Source organism: Peptoclostridium sp., from assembly GCF_009881055.1.
GTDB lineage: Bacteria > Bacillota > Clostridia > Peptostreptococcales > Peptostreptococcaceae > Peptoclostridium_A.
The window spans coordinates 34884-49334 of the sequence record NZ_WXFG01000029.1; the positions used below are offsets into that span (position 1 = coordinate 34884).

Below are 14451 nucleotides of genomic sequence, written 5' to 3' on the forward strand. Positions count from 1 at the left end.
TCCCCCGTCTTTTCTTTATCTCTATTTGACTACTATATTCACAAGCTTTCCAGGCACGACTATGAGCTTTGCTATGCTCTTGTCTGCTACAAGCTCCTTGATTCTGGCATCTTCGAGAGCAAGCTTTTCCATTTCTTCCTTGGAAACTCCTGAAGGTATGCTCATCTTGCCTCTGACCTTGCCGTTTATTTGTATTACAACTTCAACCTCATCCTTCACAAGCGCATCCTCATCGTATGAAGGCCATGACTGCTCGTGAACGCTTCCCTGCTTGCCGCTCATCTCCCAGAGTTCTTCAGCGGCGTGAGGTATGAAAGGAGATATCATGAGTATAAGGCTCTCAAGCGAAGCCTTGAGGAGCTCCGGCTTTCTGTCAGGCAGATCCTTGTACTTGTACATCTCGTTTATAAGCTCCATTAGCGCAGATATAGCCGTGTTGAAGTTGAACCTTCCGGACACGTCGTCTGTTACCTTCTTTATTGCCGCATTGAGCGCGTAGCTCATCTGCTTGTCTTCTTTTGTAAACTCCGAAGAAGCAGCTGCGCCTTCCATCTCGAGTATATCGCCAGCAAGCCTCCATATCCTGTTTATGAACCTGTAGCAGCCCTCTACGGCCTGGTCTGACCACTCAAGGTCTCTTTCAGGCGGAGCCGCGAACAATATGAACAGCCTTGCAGTATCGGCGCCGTATTTTTCTATTATTTCGATAGGGCTTACAACATTGCCCTTGGATTTAGACATCTTTGAGCCGTCCTTTAGCACCATTCCCTGAGTGAGCAGGTTCTTGAAAGGCTCTTCAAAATCAAGCATTCCGCAGTCCCTAAGCGCCTTTACAAAGAATCTCGAGTACAGAAGGTGAAGTATTGCGTGCTCGACTCCTCCTATATACTGGTCTACAGGCATCCACTTTTGTACTAGCTGCTTGTCGAAAGGCAGGCTCTCATTCTTAGGGTCTATAAATCTTAGGAAATACCACGATGAATCTATGAAGGTATCCATTGTGTCGGTTTCCCTCTTGGCCTTTCCGCCACAGCATGGACATTCAGTATACATGAACTCCTCTGATGTAGTAAGCGGAGACTCACCCTTGCCGCTGAATACTACGTCTGTTGGCAGCATCACTGGCAGGCTGTCTTCCTTTACTGGCATTATGCCGCATTTGTCGCAGTATACAACAGGTATAGGGCAGCCCCAGTATCTTTGTCTCGATATAAGCCAGTCTCTGAGTCTGAAGTTTACGGTCTTATTTCCTATGCCCATTTCTTCCAGCTTGGCTGTAATCTTCTCTCCAGCCTCCTTGTAGTCAATTCCGCTGAACTCTGCTGAATTTATGGTTTTGCCATCTTCGTCTATTACATCTATTATCTCTATGCCGTATTTCGTTGCGAATTCCCTGTCCCTGTCGTCGTGCGCAGGCACAACCATTATGGCGCCGGTTCCGTAGTCCGCAAGTACATAATTGGCGATGTATATAGGCACTTTAGCCCCATTTATAGGATTTATAGCATATCTGCCTATGAAAATACCCTCTTTTTCGGCTTCAGTCGAGGTTCTCTCTATCTCGCTCATCAACTGCATTTTAAGTTTGAACGCTTTCACCGGCTCCTCATATTCAGTGCCTGCGACAAGCTCATCGACATATTCATGTTCAGGCGCAAGCACCATACACGTAACGCCATATATGGTGTCCGGTCTTGTTGTGAATATCTTCATGCTCTTTTCAAAGCCTTCTATAGGAAAATCGGCCTCGGCTCCTATGCTCTTGCCTATCCAGTTTTTCTGCATGGTCTTTACCTTGTCAGGCCAGCCGTCAAGCTTGTCAAGATCAGCAAGCAGCTCCTCTGCATAGTCTGTAATCTTGAGATACCATTGCTCAAGATCCCTTTTGACTACAACAGATGAACATCTTTCACATTCGCCGCCTACCACCTGCTCGTTGGCAAGCACAGTCTCACACGATGGGCACCAGTTTACAGGGTACTTCTTCTTGTATGCAAGACCTTTTTCGAAGAACTTGAGAAAAATGTACTGTGTCCACTTATAGTAGTCAGGATGGCATGTGCCTACCTCCCTGTCCCAGTCATAGCTAAGTCCAAGCAGCTTCAGCTGAGTCCTCATCTCATCCATATTTTCCATTGTCCACTTGTAAGGATGGAAACCGTGCTTTATTGCCGCGTTTTCAGCCGGCAATCCAAAAGCATCCCAGCCCATAGGGTGGAGCACATTGTATCCGTTCATTTTAAGGTATCTGGCCACTACGTCGCCTATAGAATAGTTTCTGACATGACCCATGTGAATCTTGCCCGAAGGATAAGGGAACATTTCAAGCACGTAGTACTTCGGCTTGTCATTTTCAACTGTTTTGAAGGCTTCAGTTTCATCCCATATTTTCTGCCATTTTTTTTCAATACTGCTAAAGTTATATGTTGACATACAGCACCTCCTGTTTTTTCTCAAAAAATAAAAAGTCCTCTCATCCCGGTTAGGGACGAAAGGACTAGATCTTTTCGCGGTACCACCCTAATTGGACTGATTAATAATCAGTCCCACTCTGAGGCTTTTTAAAGGCAGCCAACCTGAGAAACTTCATCTGGCAAGTTCAAGGGCTTCATATGCTGGTTTTCACCGTCCACCAGCTCTCTGAAAATCAATGAAAATCCTCTACTGCTCCAGACTTTCTCTTTATATTAACTGTTCATTAGAAATTATTATATAAAAACTGTTGCCCAATATCAAGTGCTAAGATTAAAATTAGAGATTTTCAATCTTTTCGTCCTTGGCATCCTTCCATATCCTCTCGAGATCATAGAACTTTCTTTCCTCTCCCTTGAATATATGGACTATTACATCGCCAAAGTCAAGAAGTATCCAGGTTGCGCCTGAAAGTCCTTCCCTGCCCCTGGCAAATACGCTCCGCTTGGCAAGATTGTCTTCAATCTCTTTGACTATGGCCTTCGCCTGCCTATCCGAACCTGCAGTGGCAATGACAAAGTAGTCGGCAATAGGCGAAAGTCCTGTAAGGTTGAGTATTTTTATGTCATCGCCTTGTTTGTCATCTATGGAGTCATAAATCGTCTTAACAATCGCCTTGATTTCATCATTCATATAATCACCTCTTACTCTACAGGAAATAACTGCGCCTTGATTTCATCATATTCATCCATGTCCGGCTGATAGTAAGCCACACCGCCTATTGTAGCAGGCTCTCCCGGGAAAGTAACCTTTGTTATGTCATCGGCATTGACCTTTTTACCCTTGTAGGCTATCTTTATCATGTCGTTGACCTTCATGTCGGATTCCACATACATATGCAGCGTCTCGATATAGTCAGGCACTTTGAGTATTCCCGTAGGGCTTAGTGCTTTTTTCAGCAGGGACTGCATAAAGGCCTGCTGCGCCTGTATTCTGCCCAGGTCTTGGTCAGGATAGCTCGGGTAGCCTCTGTTGCCTTTTCTGAATCTCAGAAACTGCATAGCCTTTTTGCCATCAAGAGTCTGGACACCCTTTTGAAGGTCTATGTGAAGCTGCGGAGTTGCATAAGGATCATCGTATTTCATCCTTATTGGCACGTCAACTTCAACCCCTCCTATATCATCAACAGTCTTGAAAAGCGCCTGATAATCCACTTTTACATAGTGGTGCACTGGCACGCCCAGTAGCTCCTTGACCGTCTTTACCGAAAGATCAACCCCTCCATATACGTTCGCTGCATTTATCTTTGTGTAGCCGCTCCTGCCCCTTAGCTTGACCCTTGTGTCCCTGGGTATGGATATCATGGCTGCCGTGTCAGTCTTGGGATCGAGGGTGAATAGTATCATCGTATCCGTTCTTGTGGCTTCGTTGCCCTCCCCCTCGAGGCTGTCAACGCCGAGCAGGAGTATGTTTATTCTGCTCTGGTCTTTCTCGTCAAGCTCCACCGGATTGCCCGCAAAGTCATCCTGAGCTGGAGCGCTGTCTATTTTCGATGTTACAAAAATTAGTCCCGCACTCATTGTCATTGTGAATATAATGAACGATATGGCAAAGACCTTAAAAAAATATCTCATTAATTAGCACCCCGCATATTCTCCATCTGCTCCAATATGAAATTCCTGGCTTCAACAGTTCTTGTATGGAGTATTTTTTTTTGTGAAATTACATGCTTTATTGTATTGTCAAAGGAAAGGAGAATCGCACTGTCCAGATCCTCAAATGAAAGCTCTCTGAGCAACTGAACCCCTGGATATTTCCTGCCTTCCTCAATAAAATCCGCCAGATATACTATCTTTTCAACCAGTGTCATGTCTGTTTTTCCGGTTGTATGAAAACGAATGGCTGAGAGCACCTCGGTGTCATCCACACCGAACTCTGCCCTGGCTAGGTGTGCTCCGATAACTCCGTGAGCCAGTTCAAGCTGCTTTGCTTCTATTTCGTCAAGCTCCACACGATTGCTCCTTACATATTCAAGCAGTTCCCTTGAATCCATGTCCTTGCCGCAATCATGCAAAAGAGCTGACAACTCTACCTTGGACACATCTGCGCCATACCGCTCTGCCAGCCTTCGCGCCATCTCAAGAACGCCCATTGTGTGCTTATATCGTTTGTGGCTAAGCTTCTCCCTGAGTTTTTCGCTCATATCGTCAATATTCATTCTAATCACCTGTACAGTTCATACTTGTATATATACTTTTCCACTTCTTCCGGAATAAGGTATTTTATCGATGCACCTTTTTTTGCTCTTACCCTTATATCGGTTGAAGATATGTCAAGCGAAGGCACGTGCACATGGAGTATTTGAGTATTGTATTTCTTCTGCGTCTTGTCTATTTCTTTTTTGAACTCCTCTATGTCGATTCCCGGTCTTGTAGCGCCTACCACTCTGCAAAGCCCGAAAAGCTCGTCCACGCGGCTCCAAGATTCGATATCACACAGAGCATCCGCTCCCATTATGAGAAATATTTCATAATTTCTGTATTTTTCCTTGAGAATTTTCAGCGTATCAACAGTATATGAGAGCTGTTCCCTCTCAATCTCCACGGGAGATACCTCGAACATGGCATTGCTGTTTGTCGCAAGTATTGCCATATTGTATCTGTGCTGCTTGTCTGCTATTTCGGTTCTTCTCTTGTGCGGCGGATTCCCCGAGGGGACAAACAGCACCTTGCTCAGTCCAAAAGCTTCCCTTACAGCCTCAGCCATGGCAAGATGTCCGTTGTGAATCGGATCAAAAGTTCCACCCATTATGCCTATCCTGTATGCAGCAGTTTTCATGTCTAGCCTCCGTTTGAAATCACTAAATTATTATACATCATTTCGCATACAATTTGAAGTCATTAAATGAATTCTGAAGTCCAGGCATTTGAATACAAAAAAAATACCTGTTCAAAACAGGTATCGCTTTTGACATGCAGCATTATTTTTTTGGAATATTTATGACAGGTTTGTCTTTTGATTTTCTGTATATTGTAAACTTAGAGCCTATAGCCTGAACAAACTCAGCCCTGAGACTCTGTGCAACTTCGTTCGCGCATTCCTTTACGTCGAGGCCACTGTTTTCGAGTACTGTCACCTTGACAATTTCTCTGGCTTCAAGGGCTTCGCTGAGCTGCTTTAGAAAAGCGTCCGAAACTCCCTCTTTCCCTATCTGCGTTATGGGCTTAATCCCATTTGCTATAGACCTTAAATATGCCCTTTGCTTTCCATTAAGCACGCGGTGTACCTCCAAAATTTATTCGTAATATTCAAATTCAAGCTCGTATATCTTTACAAGGTCTCCGTCTTTGATTCCCATAGCCTTTAGCTTTTTGAAGATGCCTTTCTTTTCAAGCACGGCTTGGAAGTATCTTATAGACTCCATGTCCTCGAAGTTGACAGAGTAGAGCAGATTGTCAAGCGCCTTGCTTTCAATCACATAGGCTCCGTCCTCAAGTCTTATTTCAATTTCGGCATCGCTTTGATAAAGTGACGCAAGGTTTGAAATTATCTCGTCCTTGGAAACGACTTCGACTTCCTCAACCTCTTTGAGTAGCTGAGCCGCATAGGCCACAACCTCGTCTACGCCTCTTCTCGTAGCTGCAGACATTGAAAACACCCTGTAGCCTTTGTTTTCTATTTCCGCCTTGAATATCTCGTAGTTCTCCTCTGCTCCCGGAAGATCCATCTTGTTGGCAACTACAATCTGCGGCCTCTTGGCAAGCATTGGGTTATATTTTTCAAGCTCGCTGTTTATCTTTTCGAAGTCGTCAATTGGATCCCTGCCTTCCATTCCGGACACGTCGACAATGTGGATGAGCACCTTTGTCCTTTCAACATGCCTTAGGAAATCATGTCCAAGTCCTGTGCCCTCGTGGGCTCCTTCGATAAGACCAGGTATATCCGCCATCACGAAGCTATCTCCAAACTTGGTCTGGACAACGCCCAGATTTGGCGTAAGCGTAGTGAAGTGATAGTTTGCTATCTTCGGTTTTGCCTTTGTAACAATAGAAAGGAATGTCGACTTACCTACGTTTGGGAATCCCACAAGACCCACATCCGCAAGGAGCTTGAGCTCGAGCACGACAAATCTTTCTTCGCCGAAGGTTCCCGCCTTTGCAAAGCTCGGAGCCTGTCTTGTTGCCGTTTTGAAGTGCGTGTTGCCTTTTCCGCCTCTTCCGCCTCTGGCAACTATTACAGAATCGCCATCGTGCTTTAGGTCTCCTATTACAAGGCCTGTCTTCTCGTCCCTTACTATTGTTCCCGGAGGTACGACAATGACAAGCGGTGCACCATCCTTGCCGTGCATGTTGCTTCCCTTTCCGTCATCGCCCGGATCCGCCGAATACTTGAGCTTGTACTTGAGGTCCATTAGAGTCCTGAGTGAATTGTCGGCCTTTATTATTACGCTGCCGCCGTTACCGCCGTCTCCTCCGGCTGGTCCTCCGGCCGGTACGTATACTTCTCTTCTAAATGCAACTGCGCCGTTACCGCCGTTGCCTGCTTTGACAAAAATTCTCGCCTTGTCTACAAACATATATAATCACCCTTTTTTTAATAATACACGACAAAGCTTTGTATTTACAAACTGCATTAAATAAGGAGTGTCTAAAGACACTCCTTTAAGCTGCTTATTCTGCAGCATAAATACTAACTTGTTTTCTTTTCTTGTCTTTTCTTTCGAACTTAACTACTCCATCTACAAGTGCAAACAGAGTATCATCCGATCCTTTGCCAACGTTGTTTCCAGGATGTATCTTTGTTCCTCTTTGTCTTACAAGAATGCTTCCTGCAGGAACTGTCTGTCCGTCAGCTCTCTTAACGCCAAGTCTCTTTGATATAGAGTCACGGCCGTTTTTAGAAGAACCTACTCCTTTTTTACTCGCGAATAACTGAAGATTCATATTGAAAAGCATGTGCTACACCTCCTTGCACTCAATCGTAACGTAGGAAGGATATCCTTGTTTTATGTTATTCATTCCCAGAATCATGGTTTCGACTATGGCATCAATCTTGATGCGTTTTTGCGAATCGGCTTCTTCGAGAATTCTACAAATGAGATAGCCGTCTTCAATCTCGTATTTGCAGTCTAACCCTACGTATTCAACTAGTCCCATTATCGCTGTCTGGGCAAGCACGGATATTGCACAGCATACAATATCACGCCCATATTCATCAAAATTAGCATGTCCTGAGACTTCGAATCCCTCGACATGTCCGGCTTTATGCCTCTGGATGCTTATTTCAATCATCTATCCTACTATCTTTTCTATCTGAAGCTTTGTGTAAGGCTGACGATGGCCTTTTTTAACTCTGTAATGCTTCTTAGCCTTGTATTTGAAAACTATGACTTTTTTAGCCTTTCCGTTTTCAACAACTTTCGCCTCAACCTTTGCACCTTCAACTACAGGAGCTCCAAGCTTTATGCTTCCATCCTTAGAAAAAACAAGAACCTTGTCAAGAGTAACTGAATCACCTTCATTTACATCTAGCTTTTCTACGAATATAACATCGCCTTCCTGAACCCTATACTGCTTTCCGCCAGTTTCAACTATTGCGTACATACCGCACCTCCTCTTTACCAGACTCGCCAGAATCAGGTAGCCCTAAGGCTTTAAAAACCCATTCTGAGCGGTTACCTTATATATGTTACCAGAAGTAAAATGTTTTGTCAATTCAAACTAGCTTTGTATTTCTTCAAATACTCTGTATTTTTTCGCTTTTTCCAGCAACTCTTTCAGGCTTCCCATAGCTGCAATTTTGAACCCGCCCTGGTACATGTCAAACGAGCCGACCAAGAGTATTACCAAGCCGTGCTCCCTGGAAATTTCCCTGATTTCCGCAAAAGAGTTCTGTGAGATTGTTTCATAGAATTGAATATCAAGCTCGAACATTACACATTCGACCGCGGCGTGAGTCTTTATTCTGCGCACTTCTTTTTCGAGCAAGTCAAGCAGGGCCAGCCTTGACGGCAGTCTCCCATTCCCTTTGCAGCACAGACATTCCTCGAGCAGATGCGCCGAAATATCCTTTTTCTCATTTTTTCTTGATATTTCCATTATCCCCAGTTCGGTATAGCCGTATATAATTGTCTTCCCACGCTCAAAGGCAAAGAGTGATTTCATCTTTGAAAGTAACTCGGCTCTGTTTTTGGCTGACTTCATATCTATGAAATCTACAAGTATTATTCCACCTAAGTCCCTTAGCTTTATCTGTGTGGCTATTTCGTCTGCCGCTTCCAAGTTGGTTTTATATATCGTATCCTCTGCACTGTGGCCCTTTATGCTTTTTGCCGTATTAACGTCAATCACTGTCAGAGCCTCGGTTTTTTCAATAACTATGTTGCCTCCGCTTTTGAGCCATATCCTCTTGCTGCTCAGGCTCTTTATCCTCTTTTTGATTCCCAGATAGTCGAATATGTCGCTGCTCTTGTCGAAAAGCTCTACTCTGGAAACGGCTTCTTTGCCGTGCGGCTTCAAATATGAAATCAGCTCATTGAATAGACTGGTGTCATTTATCATGAGCTGGCCTACCTCGCCTTCTAATACGGCTTTAGCGGCCTGCTCTGCGATTGAAGGTCCCTGGTATATGAGCTTTGGCCCCATTCCGCTGCGGCCCTCCTGACTTACAGACTCCCATATTCCTTGTAGTTCATTCAAATCTCTTATCAAATCATCTTGTCCTACGCCCGATGCCTGAGTTCTTATCACAAGACCGAAATCTCCTCCTGCGATACTTTCGCCCAAAGATAGAAGCCGCTCTCTTTCATTCTGGCTTTCTATGCTTTTTGACACTCTGACAACCTTTTCAAGCGGCAAGTACACGCTGTACCTTCCCGGAATCGACACGTCCAGCGTCAGCTTGGCTCCCTTGCCGCCGTCTGCGTCTTTAACAACCTGAACTAGTATGTCTTCGCCTTGCCGAACCTGACTTTTTCCGCTCAGCTGCAAATATGCATTCTGGGCTTCTCCTATGTCGACAAATGCCGCATTTATTCCGCCGACCACCCTCGTGACTCGCCCTCTGTAGACTTTTCCCACCAGGCTAATCTCGTCTCTGCTGCAAATTGAAATTTCGACAATTTCCTTGTCCCTAAGCCTGACTCTGGTGGTTTGAAACATTCCTTTGTCAATTATCAGCTTATCCAATCCATGCACCGCCATTTACATTGGAGCGACAAGCTCGCCGTCGCGCAGTGTGTATATGTCAATCCTTTGTATAGTTGACTCATCAACATCGAAGCGAAGGCCTGTGTTGTCAAGTATTGTCTGTAAAAGCAGCTCAGGCTTGAGGTTTGAAACAGAACCGCACGTTAGCACGGTTCCAAGATATACTTTGTTGTCTTCAACCATAAGTATTCCGATATCCCTTATCATAGCCTTTACGTCAAGCTGTTTTATGTCGCCTTTCTTAGTCTTTTTCTCTACAAATATGTTTTCAAGCCTCATATACTTATCGAGTTCGCTTTGAACTCCCGCTTTGTCCATATTCTCAAGCAACTCTATGCATATTACATACCGTGCATGAGTAACCTCGCCCATTAGCGCGTTTACCTTGCCCTCCATGAGCTTTGAAAGCACAAACTCTATTCCGTCCGGAAGAACCTTGTTCAGCCTGGATTTGAACTCCTCAGCATCAATGTCCTCTTCTATTTCTATGTCCACATACTCACCCTGGCTTGCGGTTCCCAGGGAGAGCGCCTGTGCAAATGAAATCTTGGGGTGCTGGTTGAAGCCCTGCGTGAATTCAGGCTTTATCCCCGCTCTTCTAAGCGAGCGCTCAAGAAGCCTCAGGAGATCCAAGTGAGATATATATATCATGTCTTTTTCTTTTTTGAATTTACTTCTTATCAGCGGCATTAGCATAAACCTCCTGCAATATCCAAGTTGACTCCGCACCCGGCGCAGCCCTTCCTGCAGTCTGAAGTCAGCTCGCCTCTTTTGGCCTTTTCATTTTCATTTATTAGAAACTGTTTGCTTACACCTGTGTCTATGTGGTCCCAAGGCAGTATCTCATCGTATTCTCTTCTTCTGTTGGCATAGAATTCCATGCTTACCCCGTTATCTTTGAATGCTTCTTCCCAAAGATCAAACCTGAAGCTTTCCTCCCAACCGTCGAACTTGCAACCCTTCCTGTATGCATCAAGTATGACCTTGCCAAGCCTTCTGTCTCCTCTGGCAAATACAGCTTCAAGGAAGCTAGTCTTGGTGTCGTGGTATTTGTAATTTATATTTTTGTTCCTGAGTCTCTCTGAAAGGTATCTTTGCTTTTCTCTCAGCAGAGCGATGCTGTCCTGCGGCTCCCACTGGAAAGGTGTGAACGGCTTTGGCACGAACGATGATGTGCTTATTGTCACATTGAAATGCTTGCCCAGTTTCCCGCCGTTCGCCTCTCTGAAATAGTCTATGACATTGTATGCGAGCACTTTTATGCCGTGCAGGTCTTCCTCTGTTTCCGTCGGAAGGCCTATCATAAAGTAGAGCTTTACGTTTTTCCAGCCCAGAGTGAATGCCTTCTTCATTGTTGTCTCAAGGTTTTCTTCGGTAATGCCCTTGTTTATTACGTCTCTTAACCTTTGAGTACCTGCTTCTGGAGCAAATGTTAAACCGCTTTTTCTTACTTCCTGGATCTTCTGAGCAAGCTCGGATGAGAAATTGTCAAGCCTCAGAGAAGGCAGTGAAAGCGAAATTTTCTCCTTCTCGGCATACTCCCTGAGTATATATTCAGTCAGCTCGTCTATATGCGAATAGTCGCTCGTGCTGAGCGATGAGAGCGATATCTCCTCGTAGCCCGTGCTGTCTACCAGCTTCTTGAGATTGCTCTTTAAGCTGTCCATGCTTCTTTCTCTGATTGGCCTGTATACCATTCCTGCCTGGCAGAACCTGCAGCCTCTCGTACACCCTCTGAAAACCTCCAGCATTATACGGTCGTGCACAATGTCTATAAACGGCACAATTATCTTGTCCGGATAATATGAAGTGTCCATATTTTTTATGATCCTCTTGCTGACAGTGGCCGGCACTCCGTCCTTAGTGCATGATATTCCTGAAATAGTCAGATCCTCATTGTAGGAAACCTCGTAAAAGCTTGGAATATAGACTCCATCTACGTCCTTTGCTATCTGGAGCAGGAACTCTTCTCTGTTGCCGCCCTCTTTCTTCCACTCCTTGTAGCTTTGCATTATTTCGGCTATGGCTTCCTCAGCTTCTCCAAGCACGACTATATCAGTAAAATCGGCTATGGGCTCAACATTGTATGCGCATGGGCCTCCCACTATTATGAAAGGATCTGCATTCGTTCTATCCTTGGCCAGAAGCGGTATTCCCGCAAGATCCAGCATATTTAGTATGTTTGTATAAGAAAGCTCATACTGAAGCGTAAAGCCAAGAAAATCAAAATCCTTAACAGGATGTCTCGATTCCAGGGCAAAAAGAGGTACGCCGTTTTCCCTCATCAGCTTCTCCATGTCGGCAGCGGGCGCAAAAACTCTTTCGCAATAGACGTTTTCCATGCTGTTGAGCAGATTGTAGAGTATCTGAAGTCCAAGAAAGCTCATTCCAACCTCGTATGTGTCGGGAAATGAAAATCCGAATCTCACCGTGTTCCCATCCACTTGTTTTTTGCATGCATTTACTTCATTTCCGATGTATCTGGCCGGCTTTTCGACCTTCTTGAGCAGCTTTTCGATATTTACTCTCTCTGTCATAATTATAAAATAACCTCCAAATTAGAAATTGATTTTCTTCCTCCGCATGGACACGTTGAATACAAGGCCAAGGGCCATAAGGCTAGTCACCATGGAGCTTCCCCCGTAGCTAACAAGAGGCAGCGTAACGCCTGTTACAGGCATTAGCCCCATTGTCATGCCAATGTTTTGAACTATCTGATACAGGAACATGAAGAGCACGCCTGTGCTTACAAGTGTGCCGTAAAAATCCTTCGAATTCCTGGAAATGGATATTATCCCTTTCAGAAAAAAGTAGAACAGCACAACAAGCAGGCAAGCACCTATAAATCCGAACTCTTCTCCAAGCACTGCAAATATGAAGTCCGAATCCTGCACCGGCAAAAAATCATATTGGTTTTGAGTCCCTTTGAAGAGCCCCTTGCCGAAAATTTTGCCCGAACCTATCGCTATCATCGACTGTATTACCTGGTAGTTACCTTCAAAGCTGGGATCCCCCGGATGTATGAACGCATCTATTCTGACTTTCTGGTGGGCTTCAAGAAAAGGATATATGGCTGGTATTGACAAAAGACCGGCCGCAGCAATTTTCGCAACCATCTTTAGATTTATGTCGCAGACAAACAGCATTCCGAATATTATAGACATGAAAACTATGGCAGTACCCAGATCCGGCTGCTTAAGTATAAGCAGCACTATGGGCGCTGCATATGCCGCTATCGGAAGGAGATCCTTGAAGTTGTTTATTCTTCCCTTCTTGTCCTCCAAAAATTTGGCAAACGACAGTATGAAGCCTATCTTGACAAGCTCTGAAGTCTGCAAATCTATGAAGCCGAGATTTATCCAGGACCTGGCTCCTGCCCGTGCTATACCAAGGCCCGGCAGGTACACTATAAGCAGCAAGAGTATGTTGGCGATATAAATTTGCTTTTGATACTTCGCAAAGCTGTTGTAGTCAAAAAGCAGCATGACCGCCATTATCAGCATGCCTATAATAAACGAGGCTCCCTGTATCTTGAGCTGTCTGTTGAATCCCTCTATGTTGGAATGCGTCGCGCTGCTTAAGGCAACCATTCCTATGCAGAATATAGCACAGATTATGGCCAGCAGCTTCCAGTCAAAAGCCTTTAATTTTCTAAATTCCATCTGTTCCTCCAGGAGTCTGTCCGAAAATAAAAGGAAATTCCATAACGGAATCCCCTTGTCATAGTTACCTTCTCATGTCTTTAACCTTTTTTATTGGTATGTTTGCAACTAGTGCCGAAAGCACAGTGCCTTCGGTTGTATTCCTGGACTTGGTCATTTTAATCTCCAAGCCCTCTTCATCGATCTCTATGTAACTTGAAATTGTTCTTATAAGATCTTCCTTTACGCTCTCTAAAAATTTGTCTGAGCAGTTTGCCCTGTCATGAACTAGTACGAGTTTTAGACGTTCCTTCGCTATGTTCTTGCTCGATTTAGAGTTTTTACCAAAAAGTTTGAATAAATCCATCATAGTCATTCACCCCTATCTAGCCAACCCAAACATTTTCTTGACCTTGCTCAGTATAGTCTCTTGTACATCAAGGTCCATGAAAGGTACCTGCTCGCCTAATATCCTCTTTGCAATATTTCTGTAAGCCTTGCCTGCTAGTGACTTTGCCTCCACAACCGCCGGCTCGCCCTTGTTTGTGGTTATAACTACATTCTCATCATCCGGCACGACACCTATGAGCTCAATAGCAAGTATGTCAATGATGTCGTTTATGTTCATCATGTCGCCGCGCTTGACCATTTCATTTTTTATTCTGTTTATTATGAGCTTTGGATTTTCTATCTCGCTTGCTTCCAAAAGCCCAATAATCCTGTCGGCATCCCTCACGGCAGAAACCTCAGGGGTTGTAATTACTATAGCTCTGTCAGCACCTGCTATTGCGTTCTTGAAGCCCTGCTCTATGCCTGCCGGGCAGTCTATTATTACATAGTCAAACATTTCCTTAAGGTTTGCAGTGAGCTCCTTCATCTGGTCCGGCGAAATAGCATCCTTGTCCCTTGTCTGGGCCGCCGGGAGAAGAAATAGTCCTTCAAACCTCTTGTCTTTTATGAGAGCCTGCTTGAGCTTGCAAGAGCCTTCGACAACATCTACTATGTCATATACTATCCTATTTTCAAGCCCCATAACTACATCAAGGTTTCTAAGGCCTATATCCGCATCTACAACCGCTACCTTTTTGCCTTCAAGGCTGAGCGCAGTCCCTATATTTGCGGTTGTAGTGGTCTTGCCCACACCGCCTTTTCCAGAAGTTATGACTATTACTTCACCCATCAACTAGACC

At 44.7% G+C, this 14451-nt stretch carries 16 protein-coding genes and 2 other annotated features; all 16 genes read right to left on the minus strand.

Going from position 1 to position 14451, the window contains the following annotated elements:
- Nucleotides 1–21: 21 nt before the first annotated feature.
- Complete coding sequence (gene leuS / locus GT589_RS07715) at nucleotides 22–2433, minus strand: leucine--tRNA ligase (protein ID WP_293398097.1); 2412 nt, start codon at nucleotides 2431–2433, stop codon at nucleotides 22–24.
- Between the two features lie 48 nt (nucleotides 2434–2481).
- Nucleotides 2482–2681, minus strand: a binding site (T-box leader).
- A 70-nt stretch (nucleotides 2682–2751) separates the two neighbouring features.
- Nucleotides 2752–3105, minus strand: coding sequence for a ribosome silencing factor (gene rsfS, locus GT589_RS07720; protein WP_293398098.1), 354 nt, complete (start codon nucleotides 3103–3105; stop codon nucleotides 2752–2754).
- Between the two features lie 11 nt (nucleotides 3106–3116).
- Entirely contained in the window at nucleotides 3117–4046 is a 930-nt protein-coding gene (locus tag GT589_RS07725; protein ID WP_293398099.1) for an LCP family protein, read from the minus strand.
- Entirely contained in the window at nucleotides 4046–4630 is a 585-nt protein-coding gene (yqeK, locus tag GT589_RS07730) for a bis(5'-nucleosyl)-tetraphosphatase (symmetrical) YqeK (RefSeq protein WP_293398100.1), read from the minus strand. Before yqeK ends, GT589_RS07725 begins: the two co-directional genes overlap by 1 nt.
- Nucleotides 4631–4635: 5 nt before the next feature.
- Complete coding sequence (gene nadD / locus GT589_RS07735) at nucleotides 4636–5250, minus strand: nicotinate-nucleotide adenylyltransferase (protein ID WP_293398101.1); 615 nt, start codon at nucleotides 5248–5250, stop codon at nucleotides 4636–4638.
- A 142-nt stretch (nucleotides 5251–5392) separates the two neighbouring features.
- The gene (gene yhbY, locus GT589_RS07740; protein ID WP_293398102.1) at nucleotides 5393–5689 is read right to left on the minus strand and encodes a ribosome assembly RNA-binding protein YhbY; all 297 of its coding nucleotides are present in this window, start codon (nucleotides 5687–5689) and stop codon (nucleotides 5393–5395) included.
- An 18-nt stretch (nucleotides 5690–5707) separates the two neighbouring features.
- The gene (gene obgE, locus GT589_RS07745; protein ID WP_293398103.1) at nucleotides 5708–6988 is read right to left on the minus strand and encodes a GTPase ObgE; all 1281 of its coding nucleotides are present in this window, start codon (nucleotides 6986–6988) and stop codon (nucleotides 5708–5710) included.
- A gap of 94 nt (nucleotides 6989–7082) precedes the next feature.
- Nucleotides 7083–7355, minus strand: a complete 273-nt coding sequence (rpmA, locus tag GT589_RS07750) for a 50S ribosomal protein L27 (protein ID WP_038602469.1) — start codon at nucleotides 7353–7355, stop codon at nucleotides 7083–7085.
- 15 nt (nucleotides 7356–7370) lie between these two features.
- On the minus strand, nucleotides 7371–7703 hold the full coding sequence (locus tag GT589_RS07755; protein WP_293398104.1) for a ribosomal-processing cysteine protease Prp: 333 nt from the start codon (nucleotides 7701–7703) through the stop codon (nucleotides 7371–7373).
- Complete coding sequence (gene rplU / locus GT589_RS07760) at nucleotides 7704–8015, minus strand: 50S ribosomal protein L21 (protein WP_293398105.1); 312 nt, start codon at nucleotides 8013–8015, stop codon at nucleotides 7704–7706.
- A gap of 10 nt (nucleotides 8016–8025) precedes the next feature.
- Nucleotides 8026–8096: a sequence feature (ribosomal protein L21 leader region), on the minus strand.
- A 36-nt stretch (nucleotides 8097–8132) separates the two neighbouring features.
- Complete coding sequence (locus tag GT589_RS07765; protein ID WP_293398106.1) at nucleotides 8133–9599, minus strand: Rne/Rng family ribonuclease; 1467 nt, start codon at nucleotides 9597–9599, stop codon at nucleotides 8133–8135.
- Nucleotides 9600–9614: 15 nt separating this feature from the next.
- Nucleotides 9615–10310, minus strand: a complete 696-nt coding sequence (locus tag GT589_RS07770; RefSeq protein ID WP_293398107.1) for a TIGR03936 family radical SAM-associated protein — start codon at nucleotides 10308–10310, stop codon at nucleotides 9615–9617.
- Nucleotides 10310–12157 (minus strand): TIGR03960 family B12-binding radical SAM protein, encoded by a 1848-nt coding sequence (locus tag GT589_RS07775; RefSeq protein WP_293398108.1) that lies wholly within the window; start codon nucleotides 12155–12157, stop codon nucleotides 10310–10312. The genes GT589_RS07770 and GT589_RS07775 overlap by 1 nt, the downstream gene beginning before the upstream one ends.
- Before the next feature lie 21 nt (nucleotides 12158–12178).
- Nucleotides 12179–13282: a rod shape-determining protein RodA gene (gene rodA / locus GT589_RS07780; RefSeq protein WP_293398109.1), complete on the minus strand. Its 1104-nt coding sequence runs from the start codon at nucleotides 13280–13282 to the stop codon at nucleotides 12179–12181.
- 64 nt (nucleotides 13283–13346) lie between these two features.
- Entirely contained in the window at nucleotides 13347–13631 is a 285-nt protein-coding gene (minE, locus tag GT589_RS07785; RefSeq protein WP_293398110.1) for a cell division topological specificity factor MinE, read from the minus strand.
- Between the two features lie 12 nt (nucleotides 13632–13643).
- The gene (minD, locus tag GT589_RS07790; protein WP_293398111.1) at nucleotides 13644–14441 is read right to left on the minus strand and encodes a septum site-determining protein MinD; all 798 of its coding nucleotides are present in this window, start codon (nucleotides 14439–14441) and stop codon (nucleotides 13644–13646) included.
- Nucleotides 14442–14451 lie beyond the last annotated feature (10 nt).

Coding starts and splice junctions, on each gene's coding strand:
- leuS (WP_293398097.1), bottom strand. CDS start 2,433: ATGTCAACATATAACTTTAGCAGTATTGAAAAAAAATGGCAGAAAATA.
- rsfS (WP_293398098.1), bottom strand. CDS start 3,105: ATGAATGATGAAATCAAGGCGATTGTTAAGACGATTTATGACTCCATA.
- GT589_RS07725 (WP_293398099.1), bottom strand. CDS start 4,046: ATGAGATATTTTTTTAAGGTCTTTGCCATATCGTTCATTATATTCACA.
- yqeK (WP_293398100.1), bottom strand. CDS start 4,630: ATGAATATTGACGATATGAGCGAAAAACTCAGGGAGAAGCTTAGCCAC.
- nadD (WP_293398101.1), bottom strand. CDS start 5,250: ATGAAAACTGCTGCATACAGGATAGGCATAATGGGTGGAACTTTTGAT.
- obgE (WP_293398103.1), bottom strand. CDS start 6,988: ATGTTTGTAGACAAGGCGAGAATTTTTGTCAAAGCAGGCAACGGCGGT.
- rpmA (WP_038602469.1), bottom strand. CDS start 7,355: ATGAATCTTCAGTTATTCGCGAGTAAAAAAGGAGTAGGTTCTTCTAAA.
- GT589_RS07755 (WP_293398104.1), bottom strand. CDS start 7,703: ATGATTGAAATAAGCATCCAGAGGCATAAAGCCGGACATGTCGAGGGA.
- rplU (WP_293398105.1), bottom strand. CDS start 8,015: ATGTACGCAATAGTTGAAACTGGCGGAAAGCAGTATAGGGTTCAGGAA.
- GT589_RS07770 (WP_293398107.1), bottom strand. CDS start 10,310: ATGCCGCTGATAAGAAGTAAATTCAAAAAAGAAAAAGACATGATATAT.
- GT589_RS07775 (WP_293398108.1), bottom strand. CDS start 12,157: ATGACAGAGAGAGTAAATATCGAAAAGCTGCTCAAGAAGGTCGAAAAG.
- rodA (WP_293398109.1), bottom strand. CDS start 13,282: ATGGAATTTAGAAAATTAAAGGCTTTTGACTGGAAGCTGCTGGCCATA.
- minE (WP_293398110.1), bottom strand. CDS start 13,631: ATGATGGATTTATTCAAACTTTTTGGTAAAAACTCTAAATCGAGCAAG.
- minD (WP_293398111.1), bottom strand. CDS start 14,441: ATGGGTGAAGTAATAGTCATAACTTCTGGAAAAGGCGGTGTGGGCAAG.